This is a genomic window from Gemmobacter lutimaris (assembly GCF_003570715.1).
Lineage (GTDB): Bacteria > Pseudomonadota > Alphaproteobacteria > Rhodobacterales > Rhodobacteraceae > Gemmobacter > Gemmobacter lutimaris.
Window position 1 is genome coordinate 219,698 of the sequence record NZ_QXXQ01000003.1, and the last position, 21,346, is coordinate 241,043.

Below are 21,346 nucleotides of genomic sequence, written 5' to 3' on the forward strand. Positions count from 1 at the left end.
ATTCAAGATGGATTATCTGTCTTCTGATCGGTTTCCGCAAGCAAGGCGCTAACAAGTTGCGGCCTCAGCCGTGACCATTCTGTCGTCAGGCGGGCAAGATGCACCCCGAGGCGGGCGTCGGCACGGATGGCGGCTTCGGCCTCGGTCAAATGGGTGCAGATGCGTTGTGCGCCCAGCAGGGCGCAAGCCCCGCTGAAACGGTGCGCCGCCTCGGCCAGAGGTGTGCGGCTGGCAGGAGGGGTTTCCAGTGCCGAGAACAGTTGTTCAGCTTCGGCATCAAGCTGGGCAAGCGCGGCCCGGCAGGCTTCGGGTGTCAGCAGGCTGCGCAATTCCATTGCGATCCGGGGATCGAACGACCGTGACCCCGTTCCCGTGTCGTCGCGGCCCGGCCCGGCGCGCAGGATCTCGGTCAGGCGGGCGATGGTGATCGGCTTGACCAGAATATCGGTCAGCCCCGCGCTGCGGATACGGCGCAGATCCTCCGGCAGGGCATGGGCCGTGACGGCGACGATACGCGACGTCACCCCTTTCGCCCGCATCTGTTTGACCATGCTGAGACCATCCATGCCGGGCATGCTTACATCGGTCAGCACAAGATCGAACTCGTCCTCGCGGACCGCCTGCAACGCGGCTTCGCCGCTGTCGGCCTCGGTCACGCGCTGCCCCAGATGCTCCAGCATGGCGCGGGCCACTGCGCGATTGGTCGGGTGATCCTCGACCAGCAGAACATGCAGAGCCGGCAGGTCCGTCGCGTCGGGCCCTGCGGCTGCGGCGGGTGTGATGACCGTGCGGCGGGGTGCCTTCATGCGGGCGGTGAACCAGAAGGTGCTGCCCGTCCCCTCGCGGCTGGTGACGCCGATCTCGCCCTGCATCAACTCGACCGAGCGGCGCGCGATGCCAAGGCCAAGCCCCGTGCCCTCGACCCGCCGGTCATAGCCGCCATCCAGCGTTTCGAACAGATCGAAGATGCGGCCCAGCTTGTCGGCGGCGATGCCTATGCCGGTGTCATGCACCTCGACGCGCAGCAGGCGCGCAGTGTCGGTAACCTGAACCCGCAGGACAATGCGGATCGTGCCGTCCCGGGTGAACTTGGTGGCATTGCCCAGAAGGTTGCGCAGGGTCTGCACGAAGATGCGGCGCGGGCCCAGAACCTGTGCCAGTGCCTCGGGGGGCAGGTCCAACTCGATCCGGTTGCCTGACCGCAGGGCCAGCGGGCCCATCTGTTCGGCAAGATCTTCGATCACCGAATTCAGATCGAAGGTCATTTCCTCTGATCGCAGGGCCTCGGCATCAAGGCGGGTCAGTTCCAGAACATTGTTGATCTGGTCCAGAGCCGATTGCGCGCCCGATTCCGCGATGCCAAGGTATCGGCCCTGCACTGGTGTCAGGCTGGTGGTCTGGTGCAGCAGATCAAGCGCCGCAATCACACCGTTCAGCGGCGTGCGCATCTCGTGGCTCATCACAGCAAGGAAACGCGATTTTGCCTCTGCCGCATCCACCGCCGCATCATGTGCGCCGCGCAGGTCCCGTTCGGCGCGCACCAGATCCGAGATGTCGCGCAGAAAAGCGAACAGCACCGGCGCGCCATCGCTTTCCCTGTCCTGTGCAACCGACAGTTCCAGCATGACGGGGGTGCCGTCCGGGCGCCGGGTTTCCAGCGCGATCCGCCCCGGTGGCAGTTCGCCGCGCAGCATCTGCCCCACCGGATCTGGCAACTCTGCATCCTCGCCGCCATCGTCGCGGATACTGCGCGCCATCGGCAACAGGCTTTTCAGATCGGTGCCGACAATCTGGTGGCGGGGCAGGCCGAACAGCGATTCCGCCGCCGGATTGGCGCGCAGCACATTTCCGTCGGGCCGGGCCACGATCACCCCGTCCAGCGAGGCGGCCAGCGTCTTTTCCAGCGTCGAGCGTGTCCTCCATTCGGCGCGGCGCTGATTGTAAAGTTGCTGCGACAGCAGCATCATTATCGCGCTCACGCCCAGAAGAATCACGATCAGCACCATCGCCAGAACGGCGCTGCGGATCATCAATGCGCCCAGTTCCGAGCGGCGCTGGGTATTGGCGGTCACGATCTGTGACAGCGCCTCGACCACGAAGGGGCGCATGGATTGCGCCAGCCGGTCGGCCATCGGCTCGATCCGCGTCAGCGAGGCGCGCAGCAAGGGATCCGGCACGTCGATCTGGCGCGTCAGATCGGCGCTGTCGCGCACGATCTTGCGCCATTTGTCATCCTGCCGCATCGGGGCCAGCGCCTCGGATTGTCGCAGATAGCCGTCGATGACTTTCAGGCGGCTGAGGTAGATGTCGAAAGCCTGCCGCAAATTCGGAACGCTCGCCGGGTCGTCGGGAAAGCGGATCGCCCGGTTCAGCGCCACGCGCGCTTTCAGTTCCTCGACCTCAAGCTGTGCGAAAAGCCAGCTTGTATTATCCGATTGCGAAACACGGGCATCGTCCAGCCGCAGGCTGATCTGGTAGGCATTGACCGACAGCAGCCCCAGACCCAGCAGCACCAGCGGCAGCAAAACAACCCCGAGCAACCAGCGCGGCGCCTTGCCTTCAGGCGGAGAGCTGTCTTCTGTCACGGTGCCACGGCGTTGATCGCAATCAACTGCCATACGCTTGACGCATAGATCATCTCATCCTGAAAGCGGATGTTGCTGTCGAAGGGATAGATGACCCAGAGCGGGCCGTTCTCGCGCACACCGAAAGTGGCGCCATTGATCCGGGTGGCGATGATCGGGGCCTGATCGTCAATCTTGGACCAGTCCACATCAATGGCGTAGTCATTCAGTGCCAGCAGATACACTTCGCCGCCGTGGATGCCGCTTTTTTCCAGCACGGTGCGGAGTGCGGGCCCGGCGAAAGTGGTGGCCCCTTCTGTCCAGATCGTCGTTGTGGTGAAACTGATCTGCGGCAGCGCATCCAGCGCGGCGCGGTCGAACTCATGCTGCGACCCGTCGGCAGCGGTTACAGTCAGAAGGATGTTGGCCGGTTCTTCCGCCAGGGCCGCAAATGCCCAGGCCGAAAGGCCAGCTCCCAGCATCAGGTTCCGCGAAAGCAAGTGCATCCGGTTCATAAGTCCAATCCGACAGTCAAATCAGAAGAAGTATATCAACCGGCCGGAAGGCTCGTCAGCCCCAAAAGCCCAACCCATACTTAAGGTTATACCCGCTGCATCGGAGGCTCGACAGGCGCTGCGGTTTCCCGCCATGATGCCGGTGAAATTTGCGGGCGGCAGGGTTGGCGCGCGTGCCGCAAGGAAAGGCAGCATGATGGGTCTGGTTCTGGCCAGCATCGGGGGAGGGGGCGCGCTTGCCCTGATCCTGACCGCCCTCTGGCTGCGGTTCTCCTTTGCGCGGCTGACCGGCATGGGGCAAGAGAGCGATCCGCCCGTCGCGGAGGTCGTCTCGCCACTGGTGGCGCAGGTTGCGGCTCTGGCACTGCCACAGGACAGGTCCGGCTTCACCCTTCTGCATGACGGGGTCGAGGCGTTCGCGGCTCGGCTGGCGCTTATCCGGGCGGCACGGCGCAGTCTTGACCTGCAATATTATCACTGGGCGTCCGATGATGCGGGGCACAGGCTTTTGCACGCGTTGCAGGCGGCGGCAGAGCGCGGTGTGCGCATCCGCCTGCTGATTGACGATTTCGGGGCGCAGGGTCTGGATGCCGCATTGGTGCGGCTTGCCGCGCAGCCGGGTGTCGCGGTGCGACTGTTCAACCCGGCCCTGCTGCGGCGCTGGCGCAATGTGAACCTCGCACTGGATTTCGGCCGACTGAACCGGCGCATGCACAACAAGGCGCTGGTTGCTGACGGGCAGTGCTGCATCCTTGGCGGCCGCAATATCGCCGACGAATATTTCGCGGGCAGCGGGCAATACCATTTCATCGACTTTGACGTGTTTGGAGTGGGCCCGGTTGGCCAGATGGTGATTCGGGATTTCGAGCGCTACTGGACGGCCGGGGCCGCGATTCCCGTGCGACATCTGTTGACAGCCCGGCCCGCCATGCCGGAACCGCCGCGAAACGATCTGCCGGCCGGAGGCCGGACACCAGTGGATGACCTGCTGGCCGGAACGCTTGATCCGGCCGTGGCAGAGGTAGAGGTGGTCAGCGACGATCCTGAAAAGGTGCTGGGCCGTGCCGGGTTGCGGCGGTTGGCGATCCACCGGATCAGCGAACTTCTGATCCAGCCGGAAACCAGTCTCGACATCGTTTCCGCCTATTTCGTGCCGGGGGGTGCGGGGCTTCGCAGGCTTCAGGCACTGGCGCGGCGCGGGGTGCGGGTGCGTATCCTGACCAATGGCCAGCAATCGACGGATGTGACCTTGGTGCATTGCGGCTATGCCCGTTATCGCCGCCGTCTGCTGATGGCCGGGGTGCGGATATCCGAGTTGAAAGGAGGGGAGGGGGTGGAACAGACCCGCCGCCGCCTGCGGGACCGGATGCGCGGAACACCCAGCCACAACAGTCTGCATGCCAAGACCTTCGTGGTGGATGAAAAGCGCCTGTTCGTCGGATCGTTCAATCTCGACCAGCGGTCCATGTATCTGAATACGGAGATCGGGCTGATCATCGACGCCCCGGATCTGGCGGCCGAGTTCACCCGCCTGCTGGAGGCCGAGATGCGGCAAAGCGTCTATCGGCTGGACCTGCGGGAAACGCCGCGCGGACGGCGGCTGATCTGGCGTGAGGATCTGCCCGGGGGTGGCACGGTCGAACATGACCGCGATCCGGGGACCAGTGCGCTCAGCCGCCTGTTGCTGCGTCTGGCGGGGCGTCTGCCGATCGAGTGGCTGCTCTGACCCGCGCGACAACCGGAAGATGATCGGAACTGCGGCGGGCCAGCGGCGTGTCATGCACCTCTGCCCCCAGAAGCTCCAGCCCGTTGCCGGCATAGATGCGGTCGAGGGCAAGCCGGGGGAAGGGCGCGGGGAAGCTCGCGGCCATGCCGGGCGGACCCAGCCGGTCGTCCAGTGCGGATAGAGACCGGCTGGGCCAGCGCCGCCATTCATTCATGTCACCCAAAGCGATGACGGGCCGACCCGCATCGGTGGCGAGATCGGCCAGCAAGGCGGCCTGCTTCTGCCGGGCCGAGGCCAGCAGCGACAGATGCGCCGCGATCACTCGCACAGGCCCCAGCCCCTGCATGTCCAGATCTGCAATCAACGCTCCGCGCGGGTCGGGGCCGGGCAGATGCAGAACTTTCACGCCTTCGATCCGCGCGGCCCGCACCAGCAGGATATTGCCGTGCCATCCATGCGCCGCCGCACCCAGCCGATGTGGAACCTCCACCGGCAGCAACCCGGTTTCGGCTGCCAGTGCGGCGGTATCCAGCACACCGCGCCGCCGGCCGAAACGGCGATCCGCCTCTTGCAGGGCCACAAGATCCGCCCCCAGTGTGGCGATCACCCGCGCCGTGCGATGCGGGTCGCGCCGGAAATCGGTGCCGATTCCCTTTTGCACATTGTAGGTTGCAATGGTCAGGACAGGGGGGTGCATCGCAAATGCTTGCCCCGCCCGTGGCCCGGACACAAGGGCAAGTCTTTGATGTGGCGGCATGGGGCTGTCACAATTCCAAAATATGCCCGTCAATTTCCCATTACATAAAGACCGTAGGACGCGGTGGAACCGAAAAGACAGGGGACACCCGATGAAAACGACTTTTGCGATGGCGGCGGCGCTTAGCCTTGCCGCACAGGCGGCACTGGCCGATGCGACCCCGATCACCTGGTGGCACGGCATGGGCGGCGCGAACGAGCAGGTGATCAACCAGATCGCCGAGAAATTCAACGCGGCCCAGCAAAGCTGCGCGATCACCCCCGTCTCCAAGGGCACCTATGAAGAGGCGCTGGCCTCGGGTATCGCGGCCTTCCGCTCGGGCGAGCAGCCGAACGTCATCCAGATCTTTGACGCGGGTGCCGCGACGATCATCAATGCCAAGGGCGCGACCATCGCGGCCGAGGACATCCTGACCCAGAACGGCCACAGCTTCGACCGCGACGCCTTCATTCCGGGCGTGCGCTGGTTCTATGCCGATGCCTCCGGCAAGTTCATTGGCATGCCGTTCAATTCCTCCGCGCCGATCATGTATGTGAACGACGAGGCGCTGGCGAAGGCCGGTGTGACCGCGCCGAAAACCTGGGCCGAGTTCGAGGAAGTTGCGCCGAAGCTGAAAGAGGCGGGCTATATCCCGCTGACCGCCAGCCAGCTGACCTGGATGTTCTTCGAGAACTTCTTCTCGCGCAACAATGTCCAGATGGCGACCAATACCAACGGCTATGACAGCTTTGACGGCACCGAGCTGCGCGCCACCGCGCCGGAAATGATCGCCTTCTGGGCCCGCGTGAAAGACTGGCACGACAAGGGCTGGCTGGGCTTCTACGGCGCGGGCTGGTCGGACAACCAGAAGCCGTTCGAGGAAGGCAAGGTCGCGTTCTGGATCGGCTCGTCCGGGTCGTTCGGCGGGCTGTCGAAAACCGCCACCATGCCCTTCTCGGCCGATTTCATGCCCTATGACGAAACCGTCGCCGACGGCAACAAATCCTCCTTCATCGGGGGGGCCGCCCTGTTCGCCTTCTCGGGCAAGCCCGAGGCTGAGAACAAGTGCACCGCTGATTTCTTCAGCTTCCTGACCTCGACCGAGATTCAGGCCTTCTACCATCAGGCCACCGGCTATGTCGCCATCACCACCGCCGCCTACGAGAAGTCGAAGGCCGACGGCTGGTATGACCAGCATCCGCAGGCTGAAGTGGGCATCAAGCAGCTGATGCTGCCGCAGGGCGAATGGTCGAAAGGCTATCGTCTGGGCTTCTATCCGCAGATCCGCGTGATCGAGGAACGCGAGTTCAACAAGCTGTTCTCGGGTGAAACCACTGTCGAGGACGCGTTCAAGGCAATTGAGACTGAAGGCAACGAGCTGCTGGCCCGCTTCGCCAAGACCTCGGGCTGACACCTGTTGAGCCACTTTGCCGGGTCCATCGTGATGGGCCCGGCTTTCCCATTGATGATTTTGCGAAAGCGCCGATGACCGACGTAACTCAACCGCCCGGAGCGGCCGCCACGCTGCGGCGCTGGTGGCAGCGGACCAGCCGTCCGGCCGAAGCTGCAAAGCGCGTGCAATTCGACCGGCCGCTGCTGCCTTGGCTGTTCCTTATGCCGCAACTGGCGGTGATCTTCGTGTTCTTCTACTGGCCTTCGGTTCAGGCCATCACCTCGTCCTTCTATCTGGAGGACCCCTTCGGCTTTGGCGCCAGCTTTGTCGGGCTGGACAATTACCGCGATGCGCTGGGGTCCGCCGAATATCGCCGTATCGCAGGCTTCACCGCACTGTTCACCGCCCTTGTCACAGCGCTGTCGCTGGGGCTGGGCCTGTTGTTCGCTGTCAAGGCCGACAAGGTGATCCGGGGCCGGTCCACCTACCGCACCGCGCTGATTTCCGTTTATGCGGTGGCGCCGCCGGTCGCCGGGCTGATGGGGATGATGCTGTTCGACCAGCATATCGGCCCTTTCGTGACGCTGGCTGCAAAGTTCGGCTGGACCATGCAGGTCGGCATCAACTACTGGGATACCGCCTTTGCCATGATCCTCGTCTCGGTCTGGAAGCAGGTGCCCTACAACTTCATCTTTTTCCTGTCGGGGCTTCAGGGCATCCCGGCCTCGGTGCGCGAGGCGGCGGTGATCGATTGCAAGAATGGCTTCACCCGGTTCCGCACCGCTATCCTGCCGCTGCTGGCGCCGACCGCCTTCTTCCTGCTGATCATCAACATCACCTATGCGCTGTTCGACACCTTCGCCGTGATCGACGTGATGGTGAAGGACAAGCCCGCCAACAACCCGATCACCCTTGTCTACAAGGTCTATAACGACGGGTTCCGCGGCAATGACATCGGCGGTTCGGCCGCGCAGTCGGTGATCCTGATGGTGGTCGTGCTGGTGCTGACTCTGGTGCAGTTCCGCTGGCTGGAACGCCGCGTGCATTACGGATGATCCCATGAACCGCGTTCGCCCCTTCGACCATTTCGTCCTGATCCTCGGCACGCTGTTCATGGTGTTGCCGGTCGCCGTGGCGGTGATGACCTCGACCCATACGGCGGTCGAGATCCACAGCCACGGCCTGTTCCTGACCCCCGGCGGCCACGGGGCCGAGACCTATGCGACCGTCCTGACCCGGCAGGGCGGCTTTACCGGGCAGGTGACCGGAACACGCATGATGATGAACTCGCTGATCCTTGGCATCGGCTTCGCGGTCGGCAAGATCGTGCTGTCGATGGCGGCGGCCTATGCGCTGGTCTATTTCCGGTTCCGCTTCGCCAGCTTCCTGTTCTGGATCATCTTCACCACCCTGCTGCTGCCGCTGGAAGTGCGGATCATGCCCTCCTATCAGGTGATGTCCGATCTGGGCCTGCTGAACAGCTATACCGGGCTGATCGTGCCGCTTTTGGCCTCTGCTACCGGCACCTTCTATTTCCGGCAGTTCTTCAAATCCGTGCCCGACGAATTGCTGGAGGCGGCGCGGATCGACGGCGCCGGGCCTTTCAAGTTTCTGATCGACGTGCTGATCCCGCTGTCGCGCACGATGATGGCGGCCATTTTCATCATCATGTTCGTCTATGGCTGGAACCAGTATCTCTGGCCGATGCTGATGACTACGGAAGAGCGGTTCTTCACGCTGATGCGCGGCATCAAGCAGATCCTGCAAGTCTGGGTCGGCAGCCAGATCCCTGATTACAACGAAGCCTTCGCCCTTGCCATTCTGGCCCTCGCCCCACCCGTTCTGGTGGTGGTGGTGTTCCAGCGCTGGTTCATCAAGGGCCTGACGGAAAGTGACAAGTGATGGCCTCCATCGACATCAGCAACGTGTCCAAGACTTATCCCGGCGCTTCGGCGCCTTCGGTGTCCGACATCAACCTGTCGATCCGCGATGGCGAGTTCATCGTGCTGGTCGGCCCGTCCGGCTGCGGGAAATCGACGCTGCTGCGCATGGTGGCCGGGCTGGAGGATATTACCGGGGGCGAGGTGCACATCGGTGACAGGCTGGTCAACAGGGTGGACCCGGCCGACCGCGACATCGCCATGGTGTTCCAGAACTACGCGCTTTATCCGCACATGACGGTGCGCGAAAACATGGCCTACGGGTTGAAGAACCGCCGCACCCCTGCGACGGAAATCGAGAGCCGTGTCGCCGAGGCCGCCCGCATGCTGGAGCTTGGCCCCTATCTCGACCGTAAGCCGCGCGCCCTGTCGGGTGGGCAGCGGCAGCGGGTGGCGATGGGCCGTGCCGTGGTGCGCCAGCCCGCCGCCTTCCTGTTCGACGAGCCGCTGTCGAACCTGGACGCCAAGCTGCGCGTCTCGATGCGCGGCGAAATCCGGCGGCTGCAAAAGCGTCTGGGAACCACCTCGCTTTATGTGACCCATGATCAGCTTGAGGCGATGACCCTTGCCGACCGGCTGGTCGTGCTGAACGCGGGCCGGATCGAGCAGGTCGGTGCCCCGCTGGACATCTATCACAACCCCGCATCCACCTTCGTGGCGAGCTTCATCGGTTCGCCCGCGATGAACCTGATCGACGCCGAAATCCGGGGCAGCAGCCTGCATATCGGGGCGACCGAAGTGCCGCTGGGGTCCATGCAGGCCGCGCAGGGGCCGGTGACGGCGGGTATACGGGCCGAAGATTTGCAGGTTACGGGCCATGGTCTGCCCTTCCGGGTCGATTTCGTCGAGGAGCTGGGCGCGCAACGGCTGGTGCATGGTCATGTCGAGGGACAGCCGCTGACTTTGGCTCTGACACCGGATGCAGCCCTGCATGATGCGTTTCATCTGAGCATCCGGCCCGGCGCGCTGCATCTGTTCGATACCCGCAGCGGCAGACGCCTGCCGCAGCCCGAAAGCGGCGTCTTCGCCTCGCGGGTGCTGGCATGATCACCGCGGCCGTTGCCGAACTGGCGCCTCTGTCACAGAAGGACCGCGCGGCAATCGCAGCCTTGCCCTGCGATCTGTCGGCGCATGACGCATATATGTCAGGGCTGGCAACCATGACGCAGATCGAAACCGGCGGCTCCGGTGGCAATCCCCTGTCTTTGCCGCTGACGGTGGCTGCGTGGAATCTGGAGCGCTGCCTGTTTCCCGAGGCGAGTGCCATCAAACTTGCTTCCTCCGGCGCAAGCCTTGTCCTGCTGTCCGAGATGGACAAGGGCATGGCCCGAACCGGGCAGCGCCACCCCACGGCCGAGATCGCCGCCCGGCTTGGCATGTCCTACGCCTATGGGGTGGAGTTCATCGAACTGGGGCTGGGTTCAGATACCGAGCGCGCCTTTTGCAGCGACAGTTTCAACGAACTGGGATTGCACGGCAACGCGCTGATGGCGCGCAGTGTCCTGTTGCAGCCGTTCATGCTGCGCTTGCCGGGCAACGGACACTGGTTCCTGAACGGTGGCGATCAGCCCCGCATGGGAGAGCGCATGGCAATCGGTGCGATCATCGAAACCGTTACCGGCCCGCTGGTTGCGGTTTCCACCCATCTGGAAAGCGTGGCGCAACCTGCTGGTCGCGCAACCCAGATGACGGCAATCCTCGATCTGCTGGACAGCCGGTTTCCGGGGCTTCCCGTTGTGATCGGTGGCGACCTGAACACGGGTAACTTTCCGGGCGGAAGCTGGCGCCAAGAGACCCTGTTCGCTAATGCCGAAGGCCGTGGCTATACCATTCATGGCGGGCCGGAGGAGGCGGTGACCACGCGCCCCAGCCTGATCACCCGCTGGCCCGACCGTGCCATGAAGCTGGACTGGTTTCTGACCCGCGGGCTGCATGCGGGCGCCATGCGGATCGAGACATCGCTGGACGGCGAAGGCAAACCCCTGTCCGACCATGACCTGATCGTCTTGCAGATCAAGGGCCTCGCCTGAACGCGGAAGGGCAGTGCGCGCTTTGTGAGGCGTATCGGATGTTCGAAACGGATGTGATCTGATGTAACGCCGAATCTACACCGGGCCAGATCTACGCTTGCTTGCCGGGCTGTCCGTTACGTTGGGTACCATAGTCGCCGGATCACAGGTATCCCGCAAGGGCGGTATCATCCCGGCCCCCAAACGCGTTGCCTTGAAACGGCAAACCCCGCCAAATGGCAGGGTTCTTGCTGTGCTAAGTCTAATAAGTATTTGGTGGAGCCAGGGAGGATCGAACTCCCGACCTCTTGAATGCCATTCAAGCGCTCTCCCATCTGAGCTATGACCCCACCGGGTATCTTCGCGTTTTGCTTTCGATCTGGGCGACCGAACCGCGTCGATGCGGGCTATCTATGGGATGGCGCGGAGGGCTGCAAGTGGAAAATTCATCCCTCCGCACCGATTTTTCAGACGTCTTCCTCGTCTCCGGCCACATCGGCCAGCTCGTCCAGCGACACATTGTCGTCGGCGTCGTCTTCCAGCAGATCATCGTCCAGATCGTCGTCATTGCCGACGCCGGCTTCCAGCAGATCGTCATCGGTGTCCAGATCGTCCACCAGCGTATCGTCATCCTTCTCGGGCGTGCCGCGCGAGACGGTCGAGGCGGCAAGCTTGCGGCGTGCGCTTTCAATATCCACGATCTCGCCCGTGTAGGGGCTGACGATCGGCGTCCGGTTCAGGTCGTAAAAGCGCTTCCCGGTGGTCGGGCAGAGGCGCTTCGTCCCCCATTCTTCATTGGGCATGGTATTTCCCTTGAAACTGGCCATAAGGGCGGCTGGCGGAACCAGCGAATGCTGGCCCATGCCATAGCGAGGCGGCGCTGTCAAAACCTTTTGCCAAGGTTGCGCCCTGCGGCCATCTGGCTATCCTTCCCCGGAAAATCAAGAGGCATCCATGCCACTTCTGCCCAGCTCTGACCCCGCCCTGCCTCCGGTGGAGATAACATTGCGCCGTTCACCCCGCGCGCGGCGGTTTTCATTGCGCGTGTCGCGGCTTGACGGTCGGGTCACGCTGTCGTTGCCGCCGCGCGCGCGCGAGGCGGATGCGCTGGCCTTCGCCCGCGCGCAGGAAGGCTGGATCCGCCGCGCGCTGAGTACTGTTCCCGAGGGGCAGGAGATCCGATTCGGCACTCTGGTGCCGGTCGAGGGGCAGATGCGGGTGCTGCGGCCCGGTTCGGGGCGCATCTTGCGCCTAGAAGGTGATTCGCTGCTTGTGCCCGGAGACGAGGCGCAACTGCCGCAGCGGCTGGCCGCCTGGCTGAAGCATCAGGCACGCGACCGGCTGGCGGCCGCCTCTGACCTGCATGCCGGGCGGCTGGGACGGCCGTATCGCAGCCTCACCCTGCGCGATACCAGATCGCGCTGGGGCAGCTGCACCCATGACGGGCGGCTGATGTATTCATGGCGGCTGATCCTCGCGCCGCCGGTGGTGCTGGATTACGTTGCGGCACATGAGGTGGCTCACCTGGCCGAGATGAACCACTCCGCCGCGTTCTGGGCGCATGTGGCGCGGCTTTGTCCGGCCTATCAGGCCCCGCGACGCTGGTTGAAGACCGAAGGGCAGGCCCTGCACGCCTATCGCTTCTGAGCGGGGTCTTGACCCCGGCCCCGCGCCGGTGTTTCGCTGGCATCACCATGCAGACGCCCCGACCCAGCGACGCCGCCGCCGCCCATGAGCGGCTTTACCGCAGCCTGCGCACGCAAGTGATGCACGGCGAACTTGCCCCCGGTCAGGCGCTGACGCTGCGGGGCCTTGGCAAGCAATACGGCGTGTCGATGACGCCCGCGCGTGAGGCGGTGCGGCGTCTGGTGGCGGAAGGGGCGTTGACGCTGTCGTCGTCGGGTCGCGTGGCAACCCCCGAGCTTGGCCCGGAAAGGATCGAGGAACTGGCGGCCATTCGCGCGCTGCTGGAACCGGAGCTGGCCGCCCGCGCCCTGCCGCGTGCCCATTTCGCGCTGATTGACCGGCTTGCGACGATCAACGCCGCCAATGCCGAGGCGGTGGCCCGGCAGGATTCGGTCGCCTATATCCGCACGAATCTGGAATTTCATCGCACACTTTACCTGCGGGCACAGGCGCCCGCCATGCTGGCCATGCTGGAGACGGTGTGGCTGCAACTGGGGCCGACCATGCGGGCGCTGTATTCGCGCCTGCGCAGGAACGAGCCGCCGCAACACCACCGCATGATCCTTGCCGCCCTGCGTGCGGGTGATGAACCGGCGCTGCGGCTGGCGGTGCGCACCGATGTGACGCAGGGCCTGCGCCACCTTGCCAGCTGACGGGCACAGGCAGACTTGACCCTGATCAAGTCGCTTTCCGGGGCTTGGGCGTATGATGGGACAAACCCGGAATGGAGGCCTCGATGCGTGAACGTCTGCTTACCCTTTTTGCCCGCTGGCGTGCCTTGCAGGAAATCGGCGCGATGTCTGAACGCGATCTGGCTGATCTGGGCATGACCCGTGACCAGATCCTCGATTTCGCCAGCGCTCCCGCCGACACCGAACAGCGCATGGCCACCATGGCCGGTATCTTCGGGCTTAGTCTGGATGAGGTCCGCCGGGAATATGCCACCTACCTCGATATGGTGCAGACCTGTGGCCATTGCGGGGCGCGGCGCCAATGCGCAGATACCCTGACCCATGCCGATGAAAGCCGCCCGGAGAATTGCGGTTTCTGTCCCAATGCCCGTGACTATGCGGACCGTGCCGCGATGAAGGCCGCCCGCGCCGCCTGAGCCAGCGGCACGGTGTGCGGGGTCTTTCCCTTGTCGCGTCCTGGGCTATAGTCCGGGGACGACAGGAGAAACGTGCATGACCATCCATATCGGTGCCAAACCCGGCGACATCGCCGAAACCGTTCTGCTTCCGGGCGATCCCTATCGCGCCCGCTGGGCCGCGCAGACCTTTCTGAAGGATGCCGTTCTGGTGAACGAAGTGCGCGGGATGCTGGCCTATACCGGCACCTGGAACGGGCATCGCGTGACGATCCACGGCACCGGCATGGGCATGCCGTCGCTGTCAATCTACGTTAACGAGCTGATCCGCGATTACGGGGCGCAGACGCTGATCCGCATCGGCTCGGCCGGGGGGATGCAGCCACAGGTGAAGGTGCGCGACGTGGTGCTGGCGATGTCGGCCTGCACCACCGCTACGCCTTCCAGCACCATGTTCCGCGAGCTGAACTACGCGCCGACCGCCGATTTCAGCCTGCTGAAGGCGGCGTGGGACGCCGGGCAGGGCAAGGGGATCGGTCTGCATGCCGGGCAGATCTATTCCTCGGATACCTTCTATGACGAACGGCCAGACCTGAACGAACAGATGCAGCGCCATGGTGTGCTGGCTGTCGAGATGGAAGCGGCGGAGCTTTACACCCTTGCCGCCCGCTATGGCCGCCGCGCGCTGGCAGTGCTGACCATCTCGGACCACCTGCTGACGCATGAGGCGCTGCCCTCCGACCAGCGTGAGCAGAGCTTCGGCGATATGGTTGACATCGCCCTGACCGCCGCCTTCGCCTGAGCGCGACGCAAGAGTTTTCCTTAAAACTCTTGCAAATTCCTTGAGGAAGGAATTTGCGCGGGGCTGGTGCCTCAGGGCGCCAACAGGGCCCGCGCGACCCGCTCTGCCGGGTGGCCGGCCTTCAGCGGCCGCGCAGACCACAGGCGCAGCGCCATGGGCAGGCGCACCCGCTGCGGCAGCGGGGCCACCAGTTGACCGCGCGCCAGATGCCCGGCGACCAGCGATCCATGCGCCATCAGCACACCGGCGCCATTTGCCGCCTCTTCCACCGCCAGCGCATACAGCGAAAACACCGGGCCACGCGGGCGAAAGGCGGCTCGAGGCATCGCGACGGCGGCCCAGTCCTGCCAGTCTTCCGCCCAGGCGCTGTCGATCAGACAGGGTAGGACCGCCAGATCCTCGGGTCGTGTCAGCCGTGCCGCAAGTTGCGGCGCGCAAACCGGGAAGATGTCTTCCTCTGCCACCAACCGGCCTTCCCGTCCCGGAAACAGGCTCAGGTCATAGGGTGCGCGTTTCAGGTTGGGCGGCGCCTCCATCGCGGTGATCGAGATTTCGACACCCGGCATCTGCGCCCGAAGCCCCGGCAGCCGGGGCGACAGCCACAGTTGGGCCAGCGCGGGCAGGGTGGCGATATGCACGATCTTCGGTGCTGACTCGGCCCGCAGGTGGTGCACGGCCAGCCCAAGCGCATCGAAAGCGGTGGTGAATTCGGGCAGCACACGCGCACCAAGCGCGGTCAGTTCCACGCCTTTCGGCCCGCGTATGAACAACCTCGCAGCCAGTCGCGCCTCCAGCGCCTTGACATGCGCTGTTACCGCGCCGGGGGTCACGCCGAGTTCCTGTGCCGCCGCCGAAAAACCGCCCAGCCGCGCGGCGGCCTCGAAGGCGCGCAGGGCGGTCAGCGGCAGGTCGGTGGGGCGGGGTGGGGCGACGGGCATGAAGAGGCTCAGATTTTCTCACCCTAGATTTTCGCAAAACTGGTTTGCCCGCAAGGAACTCCTGCGCTTTGCTGCGTCAAAAGGAGATCGCCATGCCCCACCTTGCCCGCCGCCCCTGGGTTCCCGCCGCCTGCGAGGACCATGTGCAACGCCTCGCCACGGCCGTCAGTGCACCTTCGGATGTGGTGGCCGACCGGATCGAGGCGCTGATTGCCCGCAACAGCGCCATCCATGACGCGGAATGCTTCAACCTGAACCCCGCAACCAATGTGATGAACCCGAAGGCCGAGGCGGCGCTGGCGCGGGGCCTCGGCTCGCGTCCCTCGCTGGGCTATCCGGGCGACAAATACGAAATGGGGTTGGAAGCGATTGAGGAAATCGAGGTCATCGCCGCCGAACTCGCGGCGCAGGTCTTTGGCGCGACCCATGCCGAAATCCGCGTGGCCTCGGGCGCACTGGCCAATCTCTATGGCTTCATGGCGCTGGCGCAGCCCGGCGATGCGATCATCGCACCGCCGTCTTCGGTGGGGGGGCATGTGACCCATCACAAGGCGGGTTGCGCCGGGCTTTATGGCCTTCACACCCATGCTGCGCCGGTGAATGCCGATGGCTACACCGTTGATCTGGACGCACTGGAGGCGCTGGCGCTGCGCGTGAAGCCGAAGATCATTACCATCGGTGGCAGCCTGAACCTGTTCCCGCATCCGGTGCGCGAAATCCGCGCGATTGCCGACCGGGTGGGGGCGAAGGTGCTGTTCGACGCGGCGCATCAATGCGGCATCATCGCAGGCGGTGTCTGGGCCAACCCCTTGGCCGAAGGCGCGCATCTGATGACCATGAGCACTTACAAAAGCCTCGGTGGCCCGGCGGGCGGCTTGATCGTGACCAATGACGCCGAAATCGCCGAGCGGCTGGACCATATCGCCTTCCCCGGCATGACCGCGAATTTTGATGCCGCCAAATCGGCGGCGCTGGCCATCAGCCTGCTGGACTGGCGCGATTTCGGTGCGGCCTATGCGCAGGCGATGGTTGACCTCAGCCGCGCGTTGGCGGGCGAACTGGCGGCGCAGGGCCTGCCGGTTTTCGGTGCAGCGCGGGGTGTCACCCAAAGCCACCAGTTCGCCATGGAGGCGGCAGTTTTCGGCGGCGGTCAGGCGGCGTCGAAAGTGCTGCGCGAGGCGGGCTTCCTCGCCTGCGGTATCGGCCTGCCACTGCCGGAGGTGCCGGGCGATCTGAACGGTCTGCGCATTGGCACGCCCGAACTGGTGCGCCGGGGTGTCACCCCCGCCGATGCCCCCGCGCTGGCCGCGCTGATCGCAGGGGCGCTGCGCGGCAATGACCCGGCTGCGCTGGCCCCCCGCACGGCCGAATTGCGGAAAAAATTCACCGGGGTTCACTACATCCACCCTTGAACGATCCGATTCGCGCGTGTTGACTGCGGTCCCCTTTGAGAAAGGACCTCCTCATGCAAATGCGCAAACTCGGATCGCGGGGGCCGATGGTTTCGGCCATCGGCCTCGGCGCCATGTCCTTCGGCGGCATTTTCGGCCCGACAACCGAGACGGAAAGCCTCGCCTGTCTCGACGCCATGGTTGAGGCTGGCATCAATTTCATCGACACCGCCAATATATACGGCATGGGTGTCAGCGAGACGGTCATCGGCAAATGGCTCGCCTCCCGCCGGCCCGATGTGGTAATCGCCACTAAGGCCAGTATCGTGAACGGCCCGCCGCGTAGCATCGACAATTCCGCGGGTCACCTGCGCACGGAACTTGAGGCTTCGCTGAAGCGACTGGGCGTGGAACGGGTGGACCTGTTCTATATCCACCGCCGCGAACAGGCCCGCCCGCTGGACGAGGTGATCGGCACGCTGCAATCCTTGGAAGCCGAAGGCAAGATCGGCGGCTATGGCCTGTCGGAGGTCGCGCCCGAGACGCTGCGCGCGGCGCATGCGATCCATCCCTGCACCGCTGTCCAGAACGAATATTCCCTGTGGAGCCGCCAGCCGGAGCTTGGCCTGATCCAGGAATGCGCGCGGCTGGGAACGGCGTTCGTCGCCTTCTCGCCGCTGGCGCGCGGCATGCTGGGTGCGACCCCGCTGGGGCTCGATCAGGTGCAGGACGGGTTCCGGGTGCAGAACCCGCGCTTCATGGATCCGAACTTCAGCCGTAACCTCGCCCGGATCGCGCCTTTCCGTGACTGGTGCAAGGCGCGCGGCTGGTCGGTGCCAGCCGCGGCGTTGGCCTGGGCCATGGGCGCGGGCGACCATGTGCTGCCGATCCCCGGCACCCGCCGGGCGGACCGGCTGCGCGAATGGCTGCCGCTGCCCGCGCTGACAACCGTCGACCGCGCCGAGATAGACACCCTGCTGCCCGCAGGCTTCGCCGCCGGCGACCGCTACGGCGATCATCAGCTTCTGGCCATCGAACGCTATTGCTGAAACGCAGACATTTTCTGTCCGAAAATATCCTCGGGGGGAACCGCCGAAGGCGGTTGGGGGGCAGACAGCCCCCCGCCACCCTTACTGCCCGTGACTGCGGTCGTAGCCGTTGACCGGCGGGCTGCTCCACCCTGCGGGTGGGGCCTTGGGCCGGAAGACCTCCACCAGCAGCGGATGGCAGGTGGCGGTGTCTGACGAATGTTCGGACGAACAATCGCCCCCCGGACAGGCCGACAGGCCGCCCAGCAGGTCGATTTCAGCAAAGAACTCCAGATAATCACCCGGCCGCACCGGCGAGGCTTTCATGAAATACTGCCCGCTGTCGCGGGTGAAGCCGGTGCACATGAAGACGTTCAGCACGTCATGCACATGACCCTCGGCCTCGGCAAGCGTCAGGCCGCGGGCATCGGCCAGCGCGCGGGTCAGGTTGGAATGGCAGCAATGGTGATACTGTCCGCCGTGGCTCAGCAGGTTGTGGGTGTAGGGGTCGCAGCGCGTGCCAATCACGTCATGGACCGAGCCGCCGAAAGCGTCGAACCCATACCAGTCCAGCGTGTCATCGGTAATCGTGGCCATCGGGCGCAGGTAGGGATGGCTGGTCCACATCCGGTCGCCGGTGGAAAGATGCGTGCCATGCAGCGCGCGGGTCTTGCCGGAATAGAACCGCTCGGCCAGATTGGCGGCGTTCCACAGGTTCAGGTCACCGACCTGCGGCCCCTCGACGCTGCGGATGCGGAAGAAATGCCCGGCGGGCACCTCGAAACAGCGCGCCTCGCGGGCGGGTATCAGAACTTCGGTCACACGCTCCCATCCGTCGCGGGCGGCGCGACAGGCGGCCAGATCGGGGCGCGGCAGGGTTTCCGGCGGATAGCAAATCACCGGCGTGATGGCACGGCGGGTCTGGGCATCGGCGGGGGCGGCGTGGTCTGGCTGGGCGGGCTTCATTCGGGGTCTCCTGCGCGGTGGCGGCAGGTTGCTTTGCCCAGCGTGACGGGTCAAGGGGCGCATGGGATGTGGGAATCCGAAGGCTCAGCCCTTCGGCCGCAGGCAATCGCGGGGGGCGCCCTTCGCGGGCTGGCAGGTGGCCCCGCAGGCGGCGCAGCGCCACAGCCCCTCGGCCCGGTGTTCGCGCCAGCGGCATTGCCGGGTCAGCGTGCTGTTCCGGCGCGAGAGCCACATATAGCCGAATACCCCGACGGCGAGGAGAAGCAGGAGAAGCGGCATGATCTACTCCACGGCACGGCCGAAAACGGCAATGGCAAGGCCAAGTGCCGCCAGCGCGGCAGCGCCTATGGCGGCGGGCCGACGGGGCGGCCAAAGGCTGATTGCGGCAATGGCTGCCTCGATGGCGTAGTAAAGCGCGAAGGCGCGTGAGGCCCATGCGATGATCTGGAACACATCCGCTGCCCATGTCAGCGCGATCCCGGTCAGCACCAGCACCGCATAGGCGGCGCGGGTCGGGATGCGGCGTCCCGATTGCTCTACCACCAGACCGCCCGCACCGGCGGTATCGGCCACTGCCGCACTGAACTGGGCCGCCAGTGCTGCCGCGACCAGCAGGGCAGGCAGGACGGGCGAAACCTGCGCCATCAGGTCGATGATCGCAGTTTCTGTAAGATCCCCTTCGGGCGGCGCCAGCGAGAAGACCAGCAGCAGGACATAGACCATGTAGATTGCCGTTGCCGCCAGTTGCGCGAGTTTCATCGAGCGGATGCGGGTGCCGGCGTCATACTCGCGGCCCAGATAGCGCGAGGTCTCGAACCCCTGCACCGTGACGATCAGCCCGAAGCCAAGCGTCAGCGCCTGCCAGCCCGACAGGCTTGGCAGTGTCAGGATCAGGTCGCCCGCCTGCGCCTTGCTGCCGAAGAACAGTGCCAATCCGACCAGCAGGCCAAGGATAATGGCAAGCTTCAGGCTGACCGAATATTGCTCCACCCGTTCCAGTGCGGTGAAGCCACGGGTCCAGCCGATGACAAGGATCAGCGCGAAGACAGCGGTGGTCACGCTGCGGGCGAAGACCGGATCGGTCCACGGCGTCAGCCCGAGTGCGAAGGCGCCGAAGAGGTTGAGATAGTAGGCGACCGAGACGATGTAGGAAAACGCCAGCGCCCAGCCGCCCGCGCGTTCCAGCATCGCGGCGGGGCCGTTGAAGGGGCCAGACCTGTCCAGCCGGGCGATATTGCTGCGGATCGTGGCGCCGAAGCCCCAGGCCCCGGCGCAGAGCGCCAGCATGACCAGCGGCGCCCACATGCCGTAGCTGGCATTCAGGATCGGGCCAAGCACCAGAAAACCTGAACCGATGATCGAGGCCAGCGGCGTGACCGTTGCCCGCCACAGGGGCGCACGGCGCAGGGCAGGGGACAGCAGCAACCCCAGACCAGCCACCGCAGCGGCAAGGATCAGCAGGTCGTCACGCATGTCATCTGTTCGGGGGGCCTTCCGGCTGCGGCGGATACATCAGCGCGAACAGCGCCGCAGCGCGTTCCTCGCGCGGGAGGGTGCCTGAGGTCCAGCCGTCACCGAAAGCGGCCTTGACGGCCGGATTGGCGTAATGCGTCTCGAAACAGTGACCAAGGCGTCGCAACGCATCGGCCACCTGCCAGACGAATTGCGATTCTCCCATCGCAATCCGGTTCTTGGCATGCAGGGCGTCTGCCAGACCCGCGCAAAGATCGCCGAATTCCTCCGGCGATGCAAAGCGTGGCAGGGGCTGGTGGTCGCCCGGCGCCGTCATACGGCGCGTTCCACCATCATCTTCTTGATCTCGGCAATCGCCTTCGCCGGATTCAGCCCCTTGGGGCAGGTCTTGGCGCAGTTCATGATGGTGTGGCAGCGATACAGCTTGAAGGGGTCTTCAAGATTGTCCAGCCGCTCGCCGGTGTTTTCATCGCGCGAGTCGATGATCCAGCGGTAGGCGTGCAGCAGCGCGGCCGGGCCGAGGTATTTGTCGCCGTTCCACCAGTAGCTCGGGCAGGAGGTGGAGCAGGAGGCGCACATCACGCATTCATAAAGACCGTCGAGCTTCTTGCGATCCTCGATCGACTGCCGCCATTCCTTTTGCGGCGTGTTGGTCTTGGTTTCCAGCCATGGCATGATCGAGGCATGCTGGGCGTAGAAATGCGTCAGGTCCGGGATCAGGTCTTTCACCACCGGCATATGCGGCAGCGGGTAGATCTTCACGTCGCCCTTGATCTCGTCGAGACCATAGATACAGGCCAGCGTGTTGATCCCGTCGATGTTCATCGCGCAGGAACCGCAGATCCCTTCGCGGCAGGAGCGGCGGAAGGTCAGGGTCGGATCGACCTCGTTCTTGATCTTGATCAGCGCGTCCAGAACCATCGGGCCGCACTTGTCCATATCAAGGAAATAGGTATCGACGCGCGGGTTTTCCCCGTCATCGGGGTTCCAGCGGTAGATCTGGAACTTGCGGATGTTCTTGCCTTCCGGCTTCGGCCAGGTCTTGCCGGTGCGGACCTTGGAGTTCTTTGGCAGGGTGAACTGAACCATTGG

22 protein-coding genes and 1 tRNA gene are annotated in these 21,346 nt (G+C 64.6%); 12 read left to right on the forward strand and 11 right to left on the reverse strand.

The window, feature by feature from the left end; genetic code table 11:
• Positions 1 to 2 precede the first annotated feature (2 nt).
• On the reverse strand, positions 3 to 2,618 hold the full coding sequence (locus D2N39_RS07565) for a hybrid sensor histidine kinase/response regulator (RefSeq protein ID WP_119134170.1): 2,616 nt from the start codon (positions 2,616 to 2,618) through the stop codon (positions 3 to 5).
• Positions 2,582 to 3,046, reverse strand: a complete 465-nt coding sequence (locus tag D2N39_RS22840) for an oxidoreductase (protein ID WP_233557081.1) — start codon at positions 3,044 to 3,046, stop codon at positions 2,582 to 2,584. Before D2N39_RS22840 ends, D2N39_RS07565 begins: the two co-directional genes overlap by 37 nt.
• Positions 3,047 to 3,272: 226 nt before the next feature.
• Here D2N39_RS22840 and D2N39_RS07575 point away from each other — a divergent pair, with 226 nt between their 5' ends.
• Positions 3,273 to 4,805: a phospholipase D-like domain-containing protein gene (locus D2N39_RS07575; RefSeq protein ID WP_158589791.1), complete on the forward strand. Its 1,533-nt coding sequence runs from the start codon at positions 3,273 to 3,275 to the stop codon at positions 4,803 to 4,805.
• Here the strand turns inward: D2N39_RS07575 and D2N39_RS07580 are convergent.
• Positions 4,750 to 5,502, reverse strand: coding sequence for an endonuclease/exonuclease/phosphatase family protein (locus D2N39_RS07580; RefSeq protein ID WP_119134173.1), 753 nt, complete (start codon positions 5,500 to 5,502; stop codon positions 4,750 to 4,752). The two genes, D2N39_RS07575 and D2N39_RS07580, sit on opposite strands and share 56 nt — an antisense overlap.
• A gap of 151 nt (positions 5,503 to 5,653) precedes the next feature.
• Between D2N39_RS07580 and D2N39_RS07585 the strand changes: the two genes are divergently transcribed.
• The 5 genes from D2N39_RS07585 (at position 5,654) to D2N39_RS07605 (ending at position 10,904) form a co-directional block, all read left to right on the forward strand.
• Positions 5,654 to 6,952 carry an extracellular solute-binding protein gene (locus D2N39_RS07585; protein WP_119134174.1) on the forward strand — a complete coding sequence of 433 codons (1,299 nt, stop codon included), beginning with the start codon at positions 5,654 to 5,656 and terminating at the stop codon, positions 6,950 to 6,952.
• A gap of 74 nt (positions 6,953 to 7,026) precedes the next feature.
• A complete protein-coding gene (locus D2N39_RS07590) occupies positions 7,027 to 7,989 on the forward strand; it encodes a carbohydrate ABC transporter permease (protein WP_119134175.1) in 963 nt (320 codons plus the stop codon).
• Positions 7,990 to 7,993: 4 nt separating this feature from the next.
• Positions 7,994 to 8,836, forward strand: coding sequence for an ABC transporter permease subunit (locus D2N39_RS07595; RefSeq protein WP_108129671.1), 843 nt, complete (start codon positions 7,994 to 7,996; stop codon positions 8,834 to 8,836).
• On the forward strand, positions 8,836 to 9,921 hold the full coding sequence (locus tag D2N39_RS07600) for a sn-glycerol-3-phosphate import ATP-binding protein UgpC (RefSeq protein WP_119134176.1): 1,086 nt from the start codon (positions 8,836 to 8,838) through the stop codon (positions 9,919 to 9,921). Before D2N39_RS07595 ends, D2N39_RS07600 begins: the two co-directional genes overlap by 1 nt.
• Complete coding sequence (locus tag D2N39_RS07605) at positions 9,918 to 10,904, forward strand: exonuclease/endonuclease/phosphatase family protein (RefSeq protein WP_119134177.1); 987 nt, start codon at positions 9,918 to 9,920, stop codon at positions 10,902 to 10,904. Before D2N39_RS07600 ends, D2N39_RS07605 begins: the two co-directional genes overlap by 4 nt.
• Before the next feature lie 253 nt (positions 10,905 to 11,157).
• On the opposite strand, the gene D2N39_RS07610 is transcribed toward D2N39_RS07605, so the two are convergent.
• Positions 11,158 to 11,233, reverse strand: a tRNA-Ala gene (locus D2N39_RS07610).
• Positions 11,234 to 11,350: 117 nt separating this feature from the next.
• Positions 11,351 to 11,686: a TIGR02300 family protein gene (locus D2N39_RS07615; protein WP_119134341.1), complete on the reverse strand. Its 336-nt coding sequence runs from the start codon at positions 11,684 to 11,686 to the stop codon at positions 11,351 to 11,353.
• A 151-nt stretch (positions 11,687 to 11,837) separates the two neighbouring features.
• Between D2N39_RS07615 and D2N39_RS07620 the strand changes: the two genes are divergently transcribed.
• The 4 genes from D2N39_RS07620 to deoD all read left to right on the forward strand — a co-directional run bounded on the left by D2N39_RS07620 (position 11,838) and on the right by deoD (position 14,458).
• On the forward strand, positions 11,838 to 12,530 hold the full coding sequence (locus tag D2N39_RS07620; RefSeq protein ID WP_119134178.1) for a M48 family metallopeptidase: 693 nt from the start codon (positions 11,838 to 11,840) through the stop codon (positions 12,528 to 12,530).
• A 47-nt stretch (positions 12,531 to 12,577) separates the two neighbouring features.
• A complete protein-coding gene (locus tag D2N39_RS07625) occupies positions 12,578 to 13,222 on the forward strand; it encodes a GntR family transcriptional regulator (protein WP_119134179.1) in 645 nt (214 codons plus the stop codon).
• Between the two features lie 83 nt (positions 13,223 to 13,305).
• Positions 13,306 to 13,677, forward strand: coding sequence for a DUF1127 domain-containing protein (locus tag D2N39_RS07630; protein WP_158589792.1), 372 nt, complete (start codon positions 13,306 to 13,308; stop codon positions 13,675 to 13,677).
• A 76-nt stretch (positions 13,678 to 13,753) separates the two neighbouring features.
• Positions 13,754 to 14,458 (forward strand): purine-nucleoside phosphorylase, encoded by a 705-nt coding sequence (gene deoD, locus D2N39_RS07635; protein WP_119134181.1) that lies wholly within the window; start codon positions 13,754 to 13,756, stop codon positions 14,456 to 14,458.
• Between the two features lie 71 nt (positions 14,459 to 14,529).
• Here deoD and D2N39_RS07640 read toward each other — a convergent pair whose 3' ends face one another.
• On the reverse strand, positions 14,530 to 15,396 hold the full coding sequence (locus D2N39_RS07640; RefSeq protein WP_119134182.1) for a LysR family transcriptional regulator: 867 nt from the start codon (positions 15,394 to 15,396) through the stop codon (positions 14,530 to 14,532).
• Positions 15,397 to 15,488: 92 nt separating this feature from the next.
• On the opposite strand from D2N39_RS07640, the gene D2N39_RS07645 reads away from it, so the two are divergent.
• Both D2N39_RS07645 and D2N39_RS07650 read left to right on the forward strand, forming a co-directional pair.
• The gene (locus tag D2N39_RS07645; RefSeq protein WP_119134342.1) at positions 15,489 to 16,808 is read left to right on the forward strand and encodes a serine hydroxymethyltransferase; all 1,320 of its coding nucleotides are present in this window, start codon (positions 15,489 to 15,491) and stop codon (positions 16,806 to 16,808) included.
• A gap of 53 nt (positions 16,809 to 16,861) precedes the next feature.
• A complete protein-coding gene (locus tag D2N39_RS07650) occupies positions 16,862 to 17,836 on the forward strand; it encodes an aldo/keto reductase (RefSeq protein ID WP_119134183.1) in 975 nt (324 codons plus the stop codon).
• A gap of 81 nt (positions 17,837 to 17,917) precedes the next feature.
• Here D2N39_RS07650 and D2N39_RS07655 read toward each other — a convergent pair whose 3' ends face one another.
• The 5 genes from D2N39_RS07655 to D2N39_RS07675 all read right to left on the reverse strand — a co-directional run bounded on the left by D2N39_RS07655 (position 17,918) and on the right by D2N39_RS07675 (position 21,343).
• Positions 17,918 to 18,781, reverse strand: a complete 864-nt coding sequence (locus tag D2N39_RS07655) for an urea carboxylase-associated family protein (RefSeq protein ID WP_119134184.1) — start codon at positions 18,779 to 18,781, stop codon at positions 17,918 to 17,920.
• 84 nt (positions 18,782 to 18,865) lie between these two features.
• Positions 18,866 to 19,060 carry a hypothetical protein gene (locus D2N39_RS07660; protein WP_119134185.1) on the reverse strand — a complete coding sequence of 65 codons (195 nt, stop codon included), beginning with the start codon at positions 19,058 to 19,060 and terminating at the stop codon, positions 18,866 to 18,868.
• 3 nt (positions 19,061 to 19,063) lie between these two features.
• Positions 19,064 to 20,254, reverse strand: coding sequence for an APC family permease (locus D2N39_RS07665; RefSeq protein WP_119134186.1), 1,191 nt, complete (start codon positions 20,252 to 20,254; stop codon positions 19,064 to 19,066).
• Position 20,255: 1 nt separating this feature from the next.
• On the reverse strand, positions 20,256 to 20,570 hold the full coding sequence (locus D2N39_RS07670) for a hypothetical protein (RefSeq protein ID WP_119134187.1): 315 nt from the start codon (positions 20,568 to 20,570) through the stop codon (positions 20,256 to 20,258).
• Positions 20,567 to 21,343 (reverse strand): succinate dehydrogenase iron-sulfur subunit, encoded by a 777-nt coding sequence (locus tag D2N39_RS07675; RefSeq protein ID WP_119134188.1) that lies wholly within the window; start codon positions 21,341 to 21,343, stop codon positions 20,567 to 20,569. Before D2N39_RS07675 ends, D2N39_RS07670 begins: the two co-directional genes overlap by 4 nt.
• Between the last annotated feature and the right edge of the window lie 3 nt (positions 21,344 to 21,346).